Source organism: Bacteroides sp. ET225 (genome assembly GCF_024733745.1).
Classification (GTDB): Bacteria; Bacteroidota; Bacteroidia; order Bacteroidales; family Bacteroidaceae; genus Phocaeicola; species Phocaeicola excrementipullorum.
This window is the reverse complement of record NZ_JANRHN010000007.1, coordinates 1-18,276: the sequence shown is the minus strand read 5'-3', so window position 1 is coordinate 18,276 and position 18,276 is coordinate 1. Positions and strand designations below refer to the sequence as shown.

21 protein-coding genes are annotated in these 18,276 nt (G+C 46.6%); 10 read left to right on the top strand and 11 right to left on the bottom strand.

Annotated elements, in window-relative coordinates; genetic code table 11:
* Positions 1–70 precede the first annotated feature (70 nt).
* The 4 genes from NW212_RS04975 to NW212_RS04960 all read right to left on the bottom strand — a co-directional run bounded on the left by NW212_RS04975 (position 71) and on the right by NW212_RS04960 (position 4,765).
* On the bottom strand, positions 71–1,477 hold the full coding sequence (locus tag NW212_RS04975) for a glycosyl hydrolase family 28 protein (protein WP_375337949.1): 1,407 nt from the start codon (positions 1,475–1,477) through the stop codon (positions 71–73).
* Between the two features lie 314 nt (positions 1,478–1,791).
* On the bottom strand, positions 1,792–2,943 hold the full coding sequence (locus NW212_RS04970; protein WP_258337542.1) for a cytochrome d ubiquinol oxidase subunit II: 1,152 nt from the start codon (positions 2,941–2,943) through the stop codon (positions 1,792–1,794).
* Positions 2,944–2,993: 50 nt separating this feature from the next.
* Positions 2,994–4,517 carry a cytochrome ubiquinol oxidase subunit I gene (locus NW212_RS04965; protein ID WP_258337541.1) on the bottom strand — a complete coding sequence of 508 codons (1,524 nt, stop codon included), beginning with the start codon at positions 4,515–4,517 and terminating at the stop codon, positions 2,994–2,996.
* Positions 4,518–4,546: 29 nt separating this feature from the next.
* Entirely contained in the window at positions 4,547–4,765 is a 219-nt protein-coding gene (locus NW212_RS04960; RefSeq protein ID WP_258337540.1) for a DUF4492 domain-containing protein, read from the bottom strand.
* Between the two features lie 241 nt (positions 4,766–5,006).
* Between NW212_RS04960 and NW212_RS04955 the strand changes: the two genes are divergently transcribed.
* The 9 genes from NW212_RS04955 to NW212_RS04915 all read left to right on the top strand — a co-directional run bounded on the left by NW212_RS04955 (position 5,007) and on the right by NW212_RS04915 (position 13,792).
* The gene (locus NW212_RS04955; protein WP_258337539.1) at positions 5,007–6,350 is read left to right on the top strand and encodes a TolC family protein; all 1,344 of its coding nucleotides are present in this window, start codon (positions 5,007–5,009) and stop codon (positions 6,348–6,350) included.
* 21 nt (positions 6,351–6,371) lie between these two features.
* Positions 6,372–7,607 (top strand): efflux RND transporter periplasmic adaptor subunit, encoded by a 1,236-nt coding sequence (locus tag NW212_RS04950; protein ID WP_258337538.1) that lies wholly within the window; start codon positions 6,372–6,374, stop codon positions 7,605–7,607.
* 4 nt (positions 7,608–7,611) lie between these two features.
* Positions 7,612–8,358 (top strand): ABC transporter ATP-binding protein, encoded by a 747-nt coding sequence (locus NW212_RS04945; RefSeq protein WP_258337537.1) that lies wholly within the window; start codon positions 7,612–7,614, stop codon positions 8,356–8,358.
* 11 nt (positions 8,359–8,369) lie between these two features.
* Entirely contained in the window at positions 8,370–9,590 is a 1,221-nt protein-coding gene (locus NW212_RS04940) for an ABC transporter permease (protein ID WP_258337536.1), read from the top strand.
* A 152-nt stretch (positions 9,591–9,742) separates the two neighbouring features.
* The gene (locus tag NW212_RS04935) at positions 9,743–10,798 is read left to right on the top strand and encodes a sensor histidine kinase (protein WP_258337535.1); all 1,056 of its coding nucleotides are present in this window, start codon (positions 9,743–9,745) and stop codon (positions 10,796–10,798) included.
* Positions 10,799–10,810: 12 nt separating this feature from the next.
* Entirely contained in the window at positions 10,811–11,542 is a 732-nt protein-coding gene (locus NW212_RS04930) for a LytTR family DNA-binding domain-containing protein (RefSeq protein ID WP_258337534.1), read from the top strand.
* Between the two features lie 347 nt (positions 11,543–11,889).
* On the top strand, positions 11,890–13,074 hold the full coding sequence (locus NW212_RS04925) for a site-specific integrase (protein ID WP_258337533.1): 1,185 nt from the start codon (positions 11,890–11,892) through the stop codon (positions 13,072–13,074).
* A gap of 93 nt (positions 13,075–13,167) precedes the next feature.
* Complete coding sequence (locus NW212_RS04920) at positions 13,168–13,329, top strand: hypothetical protein (protein ID WP_258337532.1); 162 nt, start codon at positions 13,168–13,170, stop codon at positions 13,327–13,329.
* A 40-nt stretch (positions 13,330–13,369) separates the two neighbouring features.
* On the top strand, positions 13,370–13,792 hold the full coding sequence (locus NW212_RS04915; RefSeq protein WP_258337531.1) for a DUF5053 domain-containing protein: 423 nt from the start codon (positions 13,370–13,372) through the stop codon (positions 13,790–13,792).
* A gap of 163 nt (positions 13,793–13,955) precedes the next feature.
* On the opposite strand, the gene NW212_RS04910 is transcribed toward NW212_RS04915, so the two are convergent.
* From NW212_RS04910 to NW212_RS04880, 7 genes are all read right to left on the bottom strand, one after another.
* Positions 13,956–14,135 carry a hypothetical protein gene (locus tag NW212_RS04910; protein WP_258337530.1) on the bottom strand — a complete coding sequence of 60 codons (180 nt, stop codon included), beginning with the start codon at positions 14,133–14,135 and terminating at the stop codon, positions 13,956–13,958.
* Positions 14,136–14,172: 37 nt separating this feature from the next.
* Positions 14,173–14,643, bottom strand: a complete 471-nt coding sequence (locus tag NW212_RS04905) for a DUF6808 domain-containing protein (protein ID WP_258337529.1) — start codon at positions 14,641–14,643, stop codon at positions 14,173–14,175.
* A gap of 88 nt (positions 14,644–14,731) precedes the next feature.
* Positions 14,732–15,067, bottom strand: a complete 336-nt coding sequence (locus tag NW212_RS04900; RefSeq protein WP_258337528.1) for an STAS-like domain-containing protein — start codon at positions 15,065–15,067, stop codon at positions 14,732–14,734.
* A gap of 16 nt (positions 15,068–15,083) precedes the next feature.
* The gene (locus tag NW212_RS04895; RefSeq protein WP_258337527.1) at positions 15,084–16,052 is read right to left on the bottom strand and encodes a hypothetical protein; all 969 of its coding nucleotides are present in this window, start codon (positions 16,050–16,052) and stop codon (positions 15,084–15,086) included.
* A 159-nt stretch (positions 16,053–16,211) separates the two neighbouring features.
* Positions 16,212–16,655, bottom strand: coding sequence for an N-acetylmuramoyl-L-alanine amidase (locus NW212_RS04890; protein ID WP_258337526.1), 444 nt, complete (start codon positions 16,653–16,655; stop codon positions 16,212–16,214).
* Positions 16,642–17,094 (bottom strand): hypothetical protein, encoded by a 453-nt coding sequence (locus NW212_RS04885; RefSeq protein WP_258337525.1) that lies wholly within the window; start codon positions 17,092–17,094, stop codon positions 16,642–16,644. Before NW212_RS04885 ends, NW212_RS04890 begins: the two co-directional genes overlap by 14 nt.
* A gap of 16 nt (positions 17,095–17,110) precedes the next feature.
* A complete protein-coding gene (locus NW212_RS04880) occupies positions 17,111–17,395 on the bottom strand; it encodes a hypothetical protein (RefSeq protein WP_258337524.1) in 285 nt (94 codons plus the stop codon).
* Positions 17,396–17,651: 256 nt separating this feature from the next.
* Here NW212_RS04880 and NW212_RS04875 point away from each other — a divergent pair, with 256 nt between their 5' ends.
* Entirely contained in the window at positions 17,652–18,245 is a 594-nt protein-coding gene (locus NW212_RS04875) for a master DNA invertase Mpi family serine-type recombinase (RefSeq protein ID WP_258337523.1), read from the top strand.
* Positions 18,246–18,276: the final 31 nt, after the last annotated feature.

Here is an 18,276-nt window from a genome sequence, read left to right as displayed (position 1 = left end):
AAAAATACGAAAACTTTTTCAAACGGTCTTCAAGACAGACACCACCGGACAGGCAGAAAATACAGATCCATCATTTCTCAAACGTAACGCCCTCAACATGCGGACCGACATAAATGCGTGCCATATCTCCCGTATGATACCATGCCGGCTTGCCCTGCATATCATCGGATATCACCACACCGTTTACCCTCAGGTTCTTGAACCGGATATTCCTGATTCTCCTTTCTTCGTTATACCCTTCTATGACAGAAATCTCAGCGCGGTCGCCTGTATAGTCGATGTCCTTAAACAACACGTTTTCAATGCCCCTTCCCGGAGCCGTACAATACTTCTCATTATAAAATATCCTGAGATTCAGCAACTGTCCCTGACGGAAATTCTCGATGCGGATATTTTCAAAACGGACATTGCGGACCAGGTTGTTGTCGCCTGCATTAATCGCCATACATCCCTGATAGTTCAACTGCATCTCTTTATGGTCAAGGATATCTATATCCACATAGTTCAGATTCTCAAGCACCTCCGGCTTCTCTGTATTGCCATGAATCCCAATAAAGATGGGATGCGCCACATCAGCCCAAAGCACCGAATGCTGCATGGTTATGTCGTGGCTCGCTCCGTTAAAGCCTTTCCGGGTACCGTAGACTGTGGTACAATCATCCGAATTGCGACAGAACACACCGTCGAACAAGACATGGCGGCTGGCAAATATATTCATGCCGTCGCCCCATCCATAATAACTGACAGACTTGACATTGCGGATCGTCACATTTTCAGACCCTCCCGTAATGCACTGAGTTGCAAACAATCCCTCTACATATACATTCTTCGAATTGGATATCTGTATGCCTGCCTTGACCGTATGATCAACGATTCCGCGCCCCATCAGACGGACATTTTCAGCATGATCGATAACGAGCTGACCCATCATGACAGCTCCTCCTGCCACATAAACAGTCTTCCCCGAAGGTATGCGGAATGATCCGGTGTCAAATGTATGGACTCCCGGACCGAACCAAATCACATCATCCGAATTTCTGTCGGGCACCTCGGTTTCAATCGGATTGGCAAACAAATGCAAGTTGTCAAACAGATCTCCGTTGACTTCTACTGAAAAGTTTCCCGGCTTGTCGAGTGTAAAGGTCAAGGTATTCCCGTCAATTTCAGGAACCACTCCCCTTGACAAAGGCCTTACACGCGCTTCATGAATCTCTCCTTTATTGTAAGTCACACACACCTCCACCTTACCGTCGAAGCCAAATGTGGCCATGGACGATGGTAAAGGCTGGTGCCTGATGCCTTCCACACAATCTACTTTTATCAGATAAGAAGGAACGTTCAGCCACTTCGTCCCTTCCTGACGAACTTTCACTGTAAAATTATCATTCATGGCAACTCCTTCCGGAGCCTTCCAAACATGAAGCCTGCCTGTTTCAGCTTTTCCCCAAACCACGCCTGCACATACAAGCATGGCCATAACATACAGAATTTTCCGAATCATAACTCAATAGCATAATTTACGTTTAATGTTTTTCTTACCCTTTCTGCCGGAACTGCACGACAGTTTCACGGCTTTTTTATTGAGAATACGAACGGAGAAAAAAAATTACCTGAAAAAAATGAGTCTTTTCGCTATTTTTTGCAACAAAAAATTCAAAAAGGAGCTGGACACAAGCACACACAGGCTAAAGACTTCTTGATTTTCTTTATGCACATGCGTTCTTGTGTCCAGCTTATATTTTATGACCCAATCGCCCACGACCGGTCACACTCTGTTTGACATAGCGTTTATCAATAAAGATGCTCTTCTTCCTTCAGCTCCTCCATACTGATCGGCTTGCGGTCAATCGCACGCCATGCGTATATGATATAGGCCAAAACAAAAGGCACCAGAATAGAAACATAAGCCATTGTCTTCAGCGTGAACAGACTGGAACAGCTGTTGGAAATAGTCAGCGAACTCTGCAAATCAGCCGCCGAAGGATAGTAAGCAGTATTATTGTATCCTACAGTCAGAAGCAAAGCCAGTACGGTCAGTACAGTTCCGATTCCAGCGAACCAGATTCCTGCGGTATAAGTCTTGCAGAAAATGCTCTTTATCAAGCCAAACAGCACTCCAAGCACACCAACCAGAAACAATACAAGCAAATATGGCATGGCCAGCAGGTTATTAAGATACTTATAAGGCTCCATAACAATCTGTCCTGTTTCTGCATCTACGGCAAATCCGTCTTTCACCAGCACATACACCACAAAGGCCAAGAAGAAAATCAGAAAAGGAACAGCATCTGTAATCAACTGGCGGCGGCAGCGGGAAACCAGTTCATCGTGACGGATGTTATTGATGAAATAAAGATTGCCCAGCAAGCGTGCCAGGAAAAATACGGCAAGTCCCAGCACCAGATTCCAAGGGTTAGCAAATGCGTCGAGTCCATGCCATCCGTTGGCCCAATGGCTGATAACCGGCATCATCTCGTCAGTCAGGTTTGCCTTGCTTACCACAAAGTTTGAACCTGTAAAGAACGTAGCCACCGCTGCTCCGAGAAGCAACGGCCCTACCACTCCGTTCAATATCAGAAAATACTGGTAAGTACGCTTGCCCAGCCAATTGCCCAGCTTTGACTGAAACTCATAAGAAACAGCCTGAAGCACGAAACTGAACAGAATAATCATCCAAAGCCAGTAGGCACCGCCAAAGCTTGTACTGTAGAACAAAGGGAACGAAGCGAAAAACGCACCGCCGAAAGTCACAAGTGTTGTGAACGTAAATTCCCATTTGCGCCCGGTAGAATTTACCAGCATCGTCCGCTCCTCTTCGGTACGGCCCAGACAGAACAACAAGGAATTGCCGCCCTGCACAAACAACAAGAAAACCAGCAAAGCTCCCAACAATGATACCAGGAACCACCAATAATGCTGCAAGAATATATAAGTTGAATCCATAATTTATTTGAATTGAAAAGTGATTAAATCATTTGCCACGCTTTCTCTGCTCAACCATTGCGTTTCTCCGTCGGGGCCACATCAGCTTCGGGACCCTTTCTGATGGCTTTCACCATGATTCCGATTTCAGCAACCAAAAGCACTGTAAACATCACGAGGAATATAAAGAATGTGGTCTGAACCGCTCCTGTTTCAAGCTTTGACACGGCAGCACCCACAGGAAGCATGTCTTGAATCGTCCACGGCTGACGTCCCACTTCAGCAACGATCCATCCGGCATGACTGGCGATATAAGCCAGCGGAACTGTCCACAAAGCTACCCAGTGCAACCAGTTGATTTGAGCCAGCTTATGCTTCCATGCAAAGAACAGTACCAACATGAAGAACAAGATAAAATACATACCCAGTCCAACCATTACCCGGAATGCCCAGAACATTACCCCCACATGGGGAACAAGTTCCGAAGGCTCATTAATGTATCCGTAACCGAAATAAGGCATATTCTTCTCCAGGTTGCTGCGGGCTATCTGCATGGCACTCGCATCATTTTCCTCCTTTGCCTTCCGGAAATCAGCCAGTGCAGCTATTGCCTTTTTCCCATTTTCCATTTTCTGCTCAGCTGAAAGCGCAAGAGAGCCGTCAGCCTGCTTGAATCCGCCATTCAAGAGATCATTGATCCCGGGAACATATCCCGAAAACTCACGGGTAGCCAGAAACGAAAGCATCTCAGGAATCTTGACAGGACCCACCACCGTAAGCGGTTCGTGCGTGCCACCGTCATACAGCGCTTCCATGGCAGCAAGCTTCATGGGCTGCACCTGAGCAACCTGATAAGCTGACTGGTCGCCTGTTCCGGCCGTAACCAATGCGGCAAACAGACCGACCCCCGCAGCAACCTTCATGCTGGCCATAGCGAACTGTTTTTCGCGCTTGCGGATCAGGTACCAAGCACTTACGCCTACAACGAAAGCCGCTCCTATGATCCAACTGCTCAACACCGTATGGAAGAACTTCATTACAGCTACCGGAGAAAATGCAACGGCCATGAAATCAACCATTTCGTTGCGCATCGTTTCAGGATTAAACTCCATCCCTACCGGATACTGCATCCATGAATTGGCAACCAGAATCCACCAGGCCGATATCGTTGCTCCCAAGCCTGTAAGCCAAGTAGACGCCAGATGAAAACGTTTCCCGACCTTATTCCACCCGAAGAACATGACAGCAACAAAAGTGGCTTCCATAAAAAAGGCAAGAATACCTTCAATGGCCAGCGGAGCGCCAAAGATGTCACCCACAAACCATGAATAATTGCTCCAGTTCGTTCCGAACTGGAATTCGAGAATCAGACCGGTGGCCACACCGATGGCAAAATTGATTCCAAACAGTTTCATCCAAAATTTCGCAGTCCGTTTCCAGAACTCATTGCCTGTAGCTACATAAAGCGTTTCCATAAGGCCCATAACTACGGCAAGACCCAATGTAAGCGGCACAAACAGCCAATGGTAGATAGCGGTCAGAGCAAACTGAGCTCTCGACCAGTCGATCATTGAAGTGTCGATACTTTCTAACATAATTTTTCTATTTATCGGTTATTAAACAATTATTTGATTCCACGTTCAATCAGCTCGGAGCCTACATAATGCTGCTTTTCTGTTTCTGACTTGCCTTTCAGATAAGGAGTGAAAAAGAAGATCCGCAGTATGACAAACATGACAAAAAGTTTTACCAGGATAATAATCCACAGCGTACGGCCCCAGGTCATGCTCTTAAAACCGTCGCGATAGAATTCGAAAACAGAAACGATACACCTTTTAATCATAATCTAGTTTTATAATGATTACAAAGTAAATGCTTTATCGGCAAAAAACAAGATTTTATCTAGAGAATCTGCACATGAATCTATCTCTTTTGCAATTTTTCGTTCAGAGAAGTAGTTTTGCAACAGATAAAAACAAGAATACGGATGCCGGCGCAACCTTTACAGCCACATCCCGAAAGGGAAAAGGAGAATACAGAAATACGCCTGCAACCCCAAAAAAGAAACCAAGACATATTGATCCATGAATAGAAAAAACGTATTTTTCATCGCCTTGCTTATGGCATCGGCTTCCCTTCCGGCACAGAACGGAAAGAAATGGACACTAAACGACTGCATAAACTATGCGTTGGACAAAAATATCCAGCTGCAGCAAAACAAGATTTCTCTGCTGGAGTCTGAAGAAGATGTAAAAGATGCGAAAGCCGCACTCTTTCCTTCTCTTTCATTCAGCACCGGCCACAACATCGTGAACCGCCCGTACCGCTCAAACAGCGCAACCGTCAACGGCACTGAAATTATCAGCAGCGACAGCAAGACCACCTACAACGGCAGCTACAGCTTGAGCGCCCAATGGACACTATGGAACGGAAACAGACGGCTGAACAGTCTGAAGCAGCAAAAAAAGAACCGGGAAATAGCCCAACTGACCGTAGAGGAAACAGAGAATATGCTGAAGGAACAAATTACGCAGCTCTTCATCCAAATACTTTATGCCGATGAGTCGATAGCCATCAATAAGGGAACGCTTGAGGTCAGCAAGGCAACATACGAACGAGGCAAAGAGCTGTTCAACGAAGGAAGCATCTCAAAAGCGGATCTGGCGCAGCTGGAGTCGCAGGTCAGCAGCGACCAGTACCAACTGGTAACATCCGAAAGCACCCTCCGCAACTACAAACTCCAGCTGAAACAGCTGCTCGAACTTGACGGAACGGCTGAAATGGAATTGGAACTGCCCGAACTGAGCAACGAACACGTAATGGAAATGCTGCCCTCACAAATCGATGTCTACCAGACAGCATTGGCAACAAGACCGGAAATCCAAAGCGGCAAACTTAACATAGACAACGCAAAACTAAATATATCATATGCCAAAGGCGGTTACATGCCCACAATCAGCCTTTCGGCCTCAACATCAAGTACAACCAACAATTCCAGCCAGAACAACTGGGCACAGCAGATGAAATACGGCTGGAACAACATGATCGGGATCAGCCTTAGCATCCCGCTTTACGACCAACGCCAGAACAAAAGTGCTGTACGCAAGGCCAAGCTTCAATACAGCACCTCGCAGCTCGACCTGATGAACCAGGAAAAAGAACTGTATTCAACCATCGAAGGATTCTACCTGGACGCACTGAATGCCCAGCAGCAATACGCTGCGGCAGAAACTAAAGTGAAAAGCAGCCAGACAAGCTTTGACATGGTGAGCGAACAGTTCAATCTGGGAATGAAGAACACGGTTGAGCTTCTGACAGAAAAAAACAACCTGCTCAGCGCAAAGCAAGAACTCTTGCAGGCCAAATACATGGCCATACTGAACCGGACACTGCTTAACTTTTATGCAGACCAGGAAATCAAACTGTAAAAATATAGAAGAACAACAGATATGAACAGAAAAACGATTATCATTACTGCAGCCGTCACCGTTGTCGTGATTGCAGGAGGCATCTGGATTTTCGGCACCTCGAAAGCCCAGAACAAAGTGGAATTTGTTACAGAACCGGCAAAAACAGCTACGGTGAGCAATTCTATCACTGCCACAGGTACGATTGAGCCGGTAACAGAAGTACAGGTAGGTACTCAGGTATCAGGCATTATCGACAAAATATACGTAGACTACAATTCGGTTGTAAAAAAAGGAGAAGTGATTGCAGAAATGGACAAGGTAACGCTGCTCAGCGACCTGCAATCAGCGCAAGCTACATACGACGGTGCAAAAGCCGAATACGACTACCAGAAGAAACTTTACGAGCGCAACCGGAAACTTCATGAAAAGCAGCTTATCAGCGATACAGACTACGAAGAGAACCTCTATAATTACCGTCGGGCTGAAAGTACCTATGAACAGAGCAAAGCCGAGCTGTCAAAGGCTGAAAGGAACCTTTCATACGCAACCATCACCTCACCGATTGACGGAATCGTGACAAGCAAGGACGTGGAGGAAGGACAGACCGTGGCCTCAGGATTTGAAACCCCGACCTTGTTCAACATTGCTGCCGACCTTACAAAAATGCAAGTTGTGGCCGATGTGGACGAAGCCGATATAGCAGGAGTGAAAGACAGCGCAAAAGTGACGTTTACAGTGGACGCATATCCGGACGATATCTTTACAGGAAAGGTTTACCAGATCCGTCTGGGAAGCACCAACAGCAGTTCAAGCAGCAGTTCCACTTCAACGACAAGCGAATCGGTTGTCACTTATGAAGTGGTCATAACAGCAGACAATCCGGACCTCAAACTGAAACCGCGGCTTACCGCCAATGTGACCATCTACACGAATGTCCGCGAAAATGTTCTCACCGTGCCAAGCAAAGCCCTGCGGTTTACGCCGGAAAAATCACTCATAGGCAAACAAACGGTAACCGACTGCGACTCGCCGCACAAAGTATGGACCATGGATGCAACAGGATTTACCGCACATCCGGTTGAAACAGGAATAAACGACGGAACAAATACAGAAATCATCTCAGGACTTGAAGAAGGAACACAAGTGGTCACTGAGACCGTATTGAAAGGAAGCCTTCCGTCAGCAGAAGTTTCGCAGAGAGAAAGCGAACGGAGTCCGTTCATGCCGGGTCCTCCTGACAGAAACAAGAAAAACAAGAACAAGACGGAGGAATAAAACCATGGGCAAAACAGTCATCGAACTACAGAATATCAAACGCAACTTCCAGGTAGGTGACGAAACGGTGCACGCACTGAGAGGCATCTCTTTTAAAATAGAAGAAGGCGAATTTGTCACCATCATGGGAACATCCGGATCGGGCAAATCAACTCTGCTGAACACGCTGGGCTGCCTCGATACACCTACAAGCGGCGAGTATTTTCTTGACGGAGTCAGTGTTAGGACCATGACAAAGCCTCAGAGAGCCATTCTTCGCAACAGGAAAATCGGGTTTGTATTCCAAAACTATAACCTGCTGCCGAAAACTACAGCCATCGAAAATGTAGAACTTCCGCTGATGTATAACCCGTCAGTAAGTGCAGCCGAACGCAGAAGACGCGCTATAGACGCACTGATTGCCGTTGGTTTGGGTGACCGCCTGGAGCATAAATCCAACCAGATGTCGGGAGGCCAGATGCAACGGGTGGCGATAGCCAGGGCACTGGTGAACAACCCTGCCGTAATCCTTGCCGACGAAGCGACTGGAAACCTTGACACACGCACCTCTTTCGAGATTCTGGTTTTGTTCCAGGAGCTGCACAACGAGGGAAGAACAATCATTTTTGTCACCCACAATCCTGACATAGCCCAATACAGCAGCCGGAACATCCGCCTGCGCGACGGACATGTAATAGAAGACAAAAAGAACGACAAGATATTATCGGCAGCCGAAGCACTTGCTGCACTTCCGAAAAATACCGACGATTAAACAGAAAAGAAATGAACGGAACGAACCTTTTAAAAATAGCCTTGCGGGCATTGGCGAACAATAAGCTGAGAGCATTCCTGACCATGCTGGGCATCATCATCGGTGTGGCTTCGGTCATTGCGATGCTGGCCATCGGACAAGGCTCAAAACGGAGCATCCAAAAGCAGATTTCTGAAATGGGATCGAACATGATCATGATTCACCCGGGAGCTGAAATGCGTGGAGGCGTGCGGCAAGATCCGGACGAAATGCAGACGCTAAAACTGGAAAACTACGAAACCTTGCGCGACGAATGCATGTACCTCTCGGCTATCAGTCCCAATGTTTCGGCTTCAGGACAGCTCATCTCGGGAGCAAACAACTATCCGTCATCTGTAAGCGGCGTAAGCATCGGTTATCTGACCATCCGCCAGCTAGTGGTAGAGCAAGGAGAAATGTTCAGCGAAGAAGATATCCGGACAGCGGCAAAAGTGTGTGTGATCGGAAAGACAATCGCCGACAACCTTTTCCCTAACGGACAAGACCCGGTGGGGAAGGTTATCAGATGCAACCAGGTGCCTTTGCGCGTGGTGGGCGTACTGAAGTCCAAAGGATACAATTCGATGGGAATGGACCAGGACGACGTGGTTCTGGCACCCTACACAACCGTCATGAAGCGTCTGCTTGCACAGACATACCTGGGAGGCATTTTCGCTTCGGCGCTTACCGAAGACATGACAGACCAGGCCGTGGATGAAATCACGACGATACTAAGACGTGAACACAAACTGAAAGATACGGATGACGACGATTTTACCATACGCACCCAGCAGGAACTCAGCTCGATGCTGAACACCACCACCGACCTGATGACAACGCTTCTGGCCTGCATCGCGGGAATCTCGCTTGTGGTAGGGGGAATCGGGATCATGAACATCATGTATGTGAGCGTAACCGAACGCACGCGTGAAATCGGTCTGAGAATGTCTGTGGGGGCCCGCGGAATTGACATCCTTTCGCAATTCCTCATCGAGTCAATTCTCATAAGCATAACGGGAGGACTGATCGGGGTGATTCTGGGATGCGGTGCAAGCATCGTCATCAAAACGGTTGCCCACTGGCCCGTGTATATACAACCCTGGAGCGTACTGCTTTCATTTGCGGTATGCACTTTCACCGGAGTATTCTTCGGGTGGTATCCGGCAAAAAAAGCCGCAGACCTTGACCCGATAGAGGCACTTCGGTACGAATAACGGAACTACTTTGTTCTTCATAACTTTGGTTTTCTTGTCCGGCGCGAAAAAAAAGCGGGTATCAGTGTACTCTCCAGCACCGATGCCCCTCGCTGCCGGACTTTTTTTTCAGAAAATAATTCGTATATTTGTTATCCAAATCAATTGCTGCCATGAATATCAAAGACACCCGCCACCGACCGCTGGAGCTGGTAATACATATCATCTGTTGGGGACTTTTCTTCGGATTCCCGCTTTTCTTCACCCAACATGACAACGGAACAATCGACTGGAAGGCATTCCTTCGCCACACCGATGTTCCGGCATCAATGTTCGTCATTTTTTACATCAACTACCTGCTGCTGATTCCCCGCGTATTATTCAAGGGACAGACCGGAAAGTTTCTGCTGCTGAACATGGCGGCAATAGGCATCGTCACCATCTTCCTGCGCTATTGGCATAACATCAGCCTGCCGCCCCCCGAACCGCGTCCGCACATGTTCATGCCGCCTCAATACATATTCTTCCTGCGCGACATTGTCAGCTTTATATTCGTCTGCGGACTGAGCGTAGCCATCCGGATGAGCCTGCGATGGAGCGAAACCGAACTGGAACGGCAAAAGGCCGTGAAAAGCCGCACAGAGGCCGAACTGAAGAACCTGCGCAACCAGCTGAACCCGCATTTTCTGCTCAACACGCTGAACAATATCTATGCCCTTACGGCTTTCGACACCGAAAAGGCGCAGCAGGCCATACAGGAACTGAGCAAACTGCTCCGCTATGTGCTGTATGAAGACCAGCAGACTTTTGTGCCTCTTGAAAAGGAAGTCGACTTTATCATCAACTACATCGAACTGATGCGCATCCGGATCTCTGCGCAGACAAAGATTGAAACGCATTTCGACATCAAGCCGAACAGCCAAAGCTCTATAGCTCCCCTACTCTTCATTTCTCTCATAGAAAACGCTTTCAAGCACGGAATATCGCCAACGGAGCAAAGCTTCATTGACATACGAATTACCGAAAAGGAAAATACCATCAGCTGCGTCATACGGAACAGCAACTTCCCGAAAAGCTCCGCCGACAAAAGCGGTTCTGGAATCGGACTGGAACAGGTGCAGAAAAGACTGAAACTGCTCTATCCCAACCATTACGCATGGAAAAAACAGATTTCTGACGACGGAAAAGTATATACGTCTTCGCTTACCATCAATATACCACACCCTTAAAAACTTGAAAACATGACACTTACATGTGCAATTATCGACGACGAGCCCCTGGCGCTAGGCCTGCTGGAAAGCTATGTAAAGAAAACGCCCTCACTCGAACTGTGCGGACTGTATTCAAGCGCCATCGAAGCGATGAAAAGCCTGCCGGACAAACCTGCGGACCTTTTGTTTCTGGACATACAGATGCCTGAACTGAACGGCCTTGAATTTTCGAGAATGGTTCCTGAAAGCACCCGCATCATCCTTACCACCGCTTTCGGACAATACGCCCTCGACGGGTATAAGGTCAATGCGCTTGACTATCTGCTCAAGCCGATCAGCTACACCGACTTTACTGGAGCCGTGAACAAGGCTATCCAATGGTTCGAGCTCAAGCAAAAGGCAGAAACAGGACCGGCCGAAACCGCACCGGGGAAAGAGATGAAATACATTTACGTGAAAAGCGACTATAAGCTGGTGCAGATTGAACTGGAAAAGATTCTCTACATCGAAGGACTTAAAGACTACATCAAAATACATCTGGAAGATATGCCGCGGCCCATACTTTCACTCACCAGCCTGAAGGCGATGGAGGAGAAACTTCCGGCCGACCGGTTCATCCGGGTCCACCGGTCGTTCATCGTACAGAAGCCGAAAATCAAGATCATCGAAAAGGGACGCATCATTTTCGGAAAAGACTACATTCCCATCTCTGACAGCTACAAGCAAGAGCTCCAAAATTATGTTAACGAACATATTATTTGATTCACAATTTGTATATTCGACAAAAAAAACGATTATCCGTCTTTTTTTCACGAAATTGTTTTGGTAAGTAGAAATTAACATTTATATTTGTGACGTACATAATAAAAAGGAAGTTGTGAAACTTCCGATTAGAATAGTTTAGTTAAGTCTAGTTTAGTTTTTGTGTTGTGATACTCCCGGCAATAGAGATTGTCGGGAGTGTCTTTTTTATCGCTGATTATCAGCGTATTCAAGATACGAACCGAATCTTTTTGAAGTAAGTCAGTAACCTATACCGGACAGAAAAAACGTCACTTTTGACGTTATTTCATTCCACTTTTATTCCAGTCAAACCAATAAAGAACATTATGGCTTACTTTTTCATCACAATAGTCCCGAATCTAAGGTTAAAAAACGGTAATCATACGGTACGCATAGCCGTCACGCACTCCGGACAGACAAGATACATCCCGACAGACGTAACAATCTCTTCCGAAAAGGAGTTCAAAAACGGGAAGGTCGTAAAGCGGCCGGACAAGGACGCCCTCAACGTCAGGCTGAGAAGCATACTCAACAGATACGAAGAAAAGGCGGAACACATACAGTATGCCGAAACCCTCACCTGCTCGCAGCTCGTCAGGCTGCTGAAAGCCCCCACGATGGGAGAAAAGCGGCGGACGTTCTCCGACATCGCGGACGAATACCTCTCCACAATAGACAAGGACGACAGGGAAAAGACATACAGGCTCTACAGGCTGGCAGCAAACAGATACACCGACTTCGCCGGAAAGGACACGCTCATGGAGCACGTGAACCCCCTCCGGATAAACGGATACATCATGAACCTGCACAAGTCGGGTCTATCCCCAACCAGCATCAACATCTACGTGACGCTGCTGAAGGTAATCATCAACTACGCGGTCAAGATGAAGTATGTATCCTTTGAAGTCGATCCGTTCGTCACCGCAAAGATACCCTCTGCAAAGAAGCGCGACACGTACATCACCGTGGAGCAACTGAAAAGAATCCGTGATGCAGAAATCGGAACGCACAGCCTTTCCGTAGTGAGGGACATCTTCATGCTGACATACTACCTTGCGGGCATGAACCTCGTGGACATGCTGGAATACGACTTCAGGAACACCGACGAAATATATTACGTCCGGAAAAAGACCAGGCACACGAAGGAAGGGGACAATGCGGTGAACTTCACCATCCCGGACGAAGCGAAGCCCATCATCGCACGGTATATGGACAAAAGGACCGGAAAGCTTGTGTTCGGACGCTACAAGAACTACACGAGCTGCTACAACGTGCTCGCCAGGAAAATCAAAAGTCTGGCCGAAGCCGGCGGAATAAAGCACCGATTCACCCTGTACTCCGCCCGCAAATCCTTCGTACAGCACGGATTCGACTTGGGAATCCCGCTCTCCACGCTGGAATACTGCATCGGGCAGTCCATGAAGGACAGCCGCCCCATATTCAACTACGTGTCAATCATGAAAAGGCACGCGGACAAGGCCATACGGGAAATTCTTGACAACCTGCTGTAAAAAAAATCGCCCGGCACTTGCACATAACATATTTATTATGTATATTTGCAATGTCAAAAACAAACAGAATATTAACAACTTAAAAAAGAAAAGATGACAGATGAAGAACTTGAAAAGGAAATCAGGAAAGTGAAACAGATGATTGCGGACTACCAGAGGATCAAGAATCTGATAAGACCTTCCAAAGAGGATTACGAAAGACAGATCAACATCCTGCTTGACCGGCTGAACAATCTTCTGAAAATGAAAAAGTGAAACAATGCCCCTCTCATGAGGGGCACTAAAAAATACATATATGGACAATTTCAATAAAAAGCTGAACGAACTGAAACTTGCGATCGGAAAGGAAGATTCTGAAAGCAGGAACAAATTTGACGCCATAATTGCGGAACTTCAGAATACGGAACTGAACGAAACGGAGCGGAAGGAACTGGAGGAACTTCTCAGACAGGGGCTTGCAGAAATCAGCACGTCAATGGACGCCATTGAAAAGGAAATCCGGATACGCGACCAGATCAGGGATTCGCTTGACATCCTCCCGCTTTCATACATAGCCAAACATTATTTCGGGAAAAGCGCATCATGGCTTTACCAGCGCATCAACGGGAACAAGGTAAGGGGCAAGGTATATACCCTGAACAAAGAGGAAATAGAAATATTCAACAAGGCGCTGAAAGAAATCGGGAACAGAATCGGCTCACTGTCTATTAGTTGCTAATAGGCTGTTGTTTTTGACACTGAATCCCCGCATGGGCCGTGTGGGGATTCTCCTTTTTCTTGCATTTACAGAATATTGTGCTTATATTTGCAGAACCATAATGAGGGGAAACCCGATTTATCGGTTTGACTTTTAGCGGTGAGGGGGATGCCCCTCACTTTTTTTATGCCCAAACCGAACTATCCCGCCCCGTTCCGGTAATAAAGAATGAGGCCGGCAGGGTGAAGTTGATTATTGGTGAGGATGAAGCCGGACTCCCGCAGGCTTCCGTATTGTCGGGAGCCTGTCCTGCATATAGCGCAGAAGCCCCGCCGGAATGCTCCGGCAAGGGCTTCTGACTCATAAAGCGAAATTTCTACAAAGCAAAGATAACGTTTTTCTCAGAAGTTCCACAAATTCCAGTTCACAGTAACCGCCAGTACTGGCGACAAGCCATTCCTGCCCACACCATATCCGGCACTCAAACCGACACCGAAACGCTTGGGCTTCTCCTGCCGGATGACATCACGGTAGATATACCTGTCAACATACTGCGTATTCCGGTACGTCCGGATGCTGTCGAGCGAAGGGCGCACGCCGCTCACCCATGCCGTATAGGTGGAATCGTCGGTGTACATCTTCGCCTCCTTCGCGTGCCTGCACCCGTCTATCTCTATCGTGTCGCCCGGAAGCCATGCGATGTAAGGCATGGGCGAAAGCATCAGCAGCGTGTCGACCTTAATCCGTGTGACCACGACAGGCGGCGACTGAACCGTATCCGTCTTCACCGCCGGTTGCCTGCCCGCCGGACGGACGAACCAGCCCAGAGCGAAGCAGACGGCTCCTATAAGTATGTATGGCAATATCTTCATAAGCTGCAATTCTTTTGCGCAGCCGGGAAAAAGAAAAGCGGTGACCCGTGGGATGCACCGCCTTTGGAAATAAATTCTACTGAATAATTCAAATAGTAGCAAGGAACGATGACAAACTTGCAAAGTCGTCAAATTCCTTTATCTCGGAATCGTTACTGAAGTTTCTTGTACTTTTTCGCCCTTTTCCAACTGCGTCAAGCATGGCCGTTACTGTTTCTGAGGCGTTTACAAATGATATGTTCCCATGTTCTTCCAATACATTATATAATTCGTCCGTAAATGAACGGGAGATAAAATCAACCCCATCAAAATCAAGAATTACTTTTTCGTCAATTCCATCTACCAAAGACCGGATTATGTTCGCGTTTGCACGAGAACGAATATCCGTGCTTATTAATTCGGAAATATTAAAAATCTTACCCATAACACTGCTGTTTATTTTATCGAACATAATTATAATAATCAAATTCCTTTGGCACCTGGACCGGTATTCTCATCAGTACAATAGTGCCATTCCAATTAATTGTATCGGGTAGCTTAACAGACATATTCCCATTTGAGTCATGTCTATGAAAAGCACCTCCGGAAAGCATAAAAAATGAACCAGAAAGTCCCTTTACCAACATTTCTTTTGAAGAAGATATACCATATCCTCTATTTTCTGCATCAGGTCTGTTTTTAGTGGACTTCCCTTCGGTTGCTAATTTCAGAGCCATAGCTTCATCACCGTTGATTTCATCCATATATTTACCCGAACGTACATAACTGCTAAATATGGTTATTCCATCATCTGCAAGTACTAAGTCAATACACTTTTCTTTTTTTAAATATTGAGAAAATATATATCCATATTTACCTTTTGAATGCTCGTTCATATTGTCTACGATTTCTCCTAAAAGATAAGAAAATGGAGAAATTATTCGGCTGTCTGAATGACTTTGTTTCAATATCACTTTTTGTAATATACTTTGCAGCCCATCTATATTACTTTTGCAAAGTTCAAACCTACAAATCGGGATATAACTTTTTTCAATGTACGGGTTCAATATGTTTTCCAGCTTCATTTCTTCTGTTATAAGAAGCGGAGTTTCAAAATGGACTAATTCCAAATATTTAGAAATTCGCGAAGGTATATTAGTGCATGTCACACAATTCTCAGTGCTTTGCTTGTAGATGGACAACGGAGCAAGATAAAACGGATGGAAAAAAGTTGCATTTTCCAAATTCCATATCAACTCACCACCTGTATGGCTTTCTGTTTGTATAACCACACGAAATAGATGATTAAATGCACTTCCAATCCTGTCATCTCTATCTACATTTGGTATGTCTACGTTGCAACGCATAATACAATAATACAAAAATCCCATGAATAAAAAACACCTGCTTCCGCTATAATGTTTATCCATGAGAAAACAATCCTTCAAATTATCCGGTACAAATATGGCGATATTTCATCACATTTTTTCTAAAATCCCGACATTTTTTGCCGTTTTATGTTATATAATACAAATAAGCGGTGCATCCACCAAGTCAAAGAACGCTTTCCGGTTTTCCGGCCGCAATGTCTACAAATTCCCGTATTCCTCCTTCGCGTCGAAGCACGGGCACTCCTTTATCCTCTCCCACGGGTCGACGACACCGTTGCCGTTCGTGTCGGGCGAGAAGTCACGGTGCCCCTGAATCACCGCACCCGGATATTTCCTTTTCAGCATTCCCAGAAGCTGGCGCAACGACTTCTTCTGTTCGTCCGTCCGGTTGTCCACGCCTTTCCCGTCTGCGTCGATGCCCCCGATGTAGGCGACGTTCACACTTACGGAGTTGAAACCCTTCACCCCGTTGCTCACCCTGCCCTCGTCGAGCAGCTGCGTTATCTTTCCGTCCGGAGCCACGACGTAATGGTAGCCCGGACTCTTCCAACCCTTGCGGCGGAACTCCGCCTGCAAATCCGATACGGTCTGCGTCTGACGGCCTGCCGTACAATGCACAGCGATATATTCAACTCTTCTCATTTTCTTCCTTCTGTTTCGTACTGAACAATATTTCCGCCGCTAACTTGGCTATCTCGTCCTTGTTCTCAATAATCACAGACATCGTCTTTTCAGCCTTGCGCAGCTCGGCCTTCTGCCAGCTCTTCTCACGCACCGACTTGAACTCGCAGAACACACAATATGCGGCCCACAACATACTAAACACGGGGAACGGAATCACCACGCAGCAGATAAGGTCTATGAAAACAAGCACCATGAACGGAGAAAAGTACTTCTGCGCTTTGCTGGCCGTCTTCTTGTACCCGGTGGACGTGCGAGCCTCACCACGCTGTTTGGCCTTCATCAAACCGAATACAAAATCAATCGCCATAGCACCCAGCGTAGCGGCCGAGGACAACGCAATCAGGACAATGTGCATCATCATATGTTCCTGAATAAAAGTATATACCACATCTTTCATAAATCCACGAATGCTTTCAGGTCAGCAAAACAATCAGAACCACAACAAAAGGAACGATGCAGCCTGCGGCGATGTCAAGCCAGTCCCACCTGCCCCCGTATTCCCTGTCCTTGAACTCGCAGGAACACATGCAGATTATTACGGAAAGCAAGCCAGTAACAGAACTGTCCCGTACACTCATCTTCAACAAAAAGATACAGAACACAAACCAGGCAAAAAGAATAACTGCACCTGCGCCAATGTGTTTCGGACGGTTACTTTCCTTCATCCATCCGAAAACCGCTTTTACAAACCGTTTCATAACAACACGCTTAAATGATTATACAAACAAAAGCCCCCGAACAGCACACAACATGTACCATCCGAGGGCATAACAAGACAAATATAAATGAAATATCTTCCCATTCTATAATTCAGCATGATTTCAAAAAGGAATATGGCTCTATCTGATTATAATACAAGCAGATATTTTTTCCGGAAAATCAAATGGCACTAGCATAACCACATTTCAGACTACTAAAATAAAAGAATATTATTGTATAATAAATGCACATATTATGATATACGGATATATAAGGATAAGTACAGACAAACAGACAATAGAAAATCAAAGATTCGAAATTACAAAATTCTGTACGGAAAAGAATCTTCAGGTAGACAAATGGATCAGCGAAACCATCAGCGGCACCAAGGAGGTAGACAAACGCCGGCTGGGCAAACTTTTGAAAGGAGTGAAGAAAGACGACATCATCATCTGTTCTGAAATCAGCCGCCTGGGCCGTTCCCTTTTCATGATCATGTCTGTACTGAATCATTGCATGGAAATCGGCGCCAAAGTCTGGACCATCAAAGATAACTACCGCCTGGGCGACGACATTACCAGCAAAGTCCTGGCTTTCGCCTTCGGCATCAGCGCCGAGATAGAACGCAAGCTCATCAGCCAGCGCACCAAAGAAGCCCTCGCCCGGAAGAAATCCGAAGGCGTGAAGCTTGGCCGACCCAAAGGTCCGGGCAAGCGGCTTCTGGACGGGAAAGAGAAACATATCAAGGCAATGCTCGATGCCGGCCTGAGCAAAGTACAGGTTGCCAAAGTCTATGGAATACATGTCAGCACGCTCCACGAATTTTTAACGGTAAAAGAACTGCGCTAGATGCTGTTCAGATGCCAATCAGCCGTCGGTC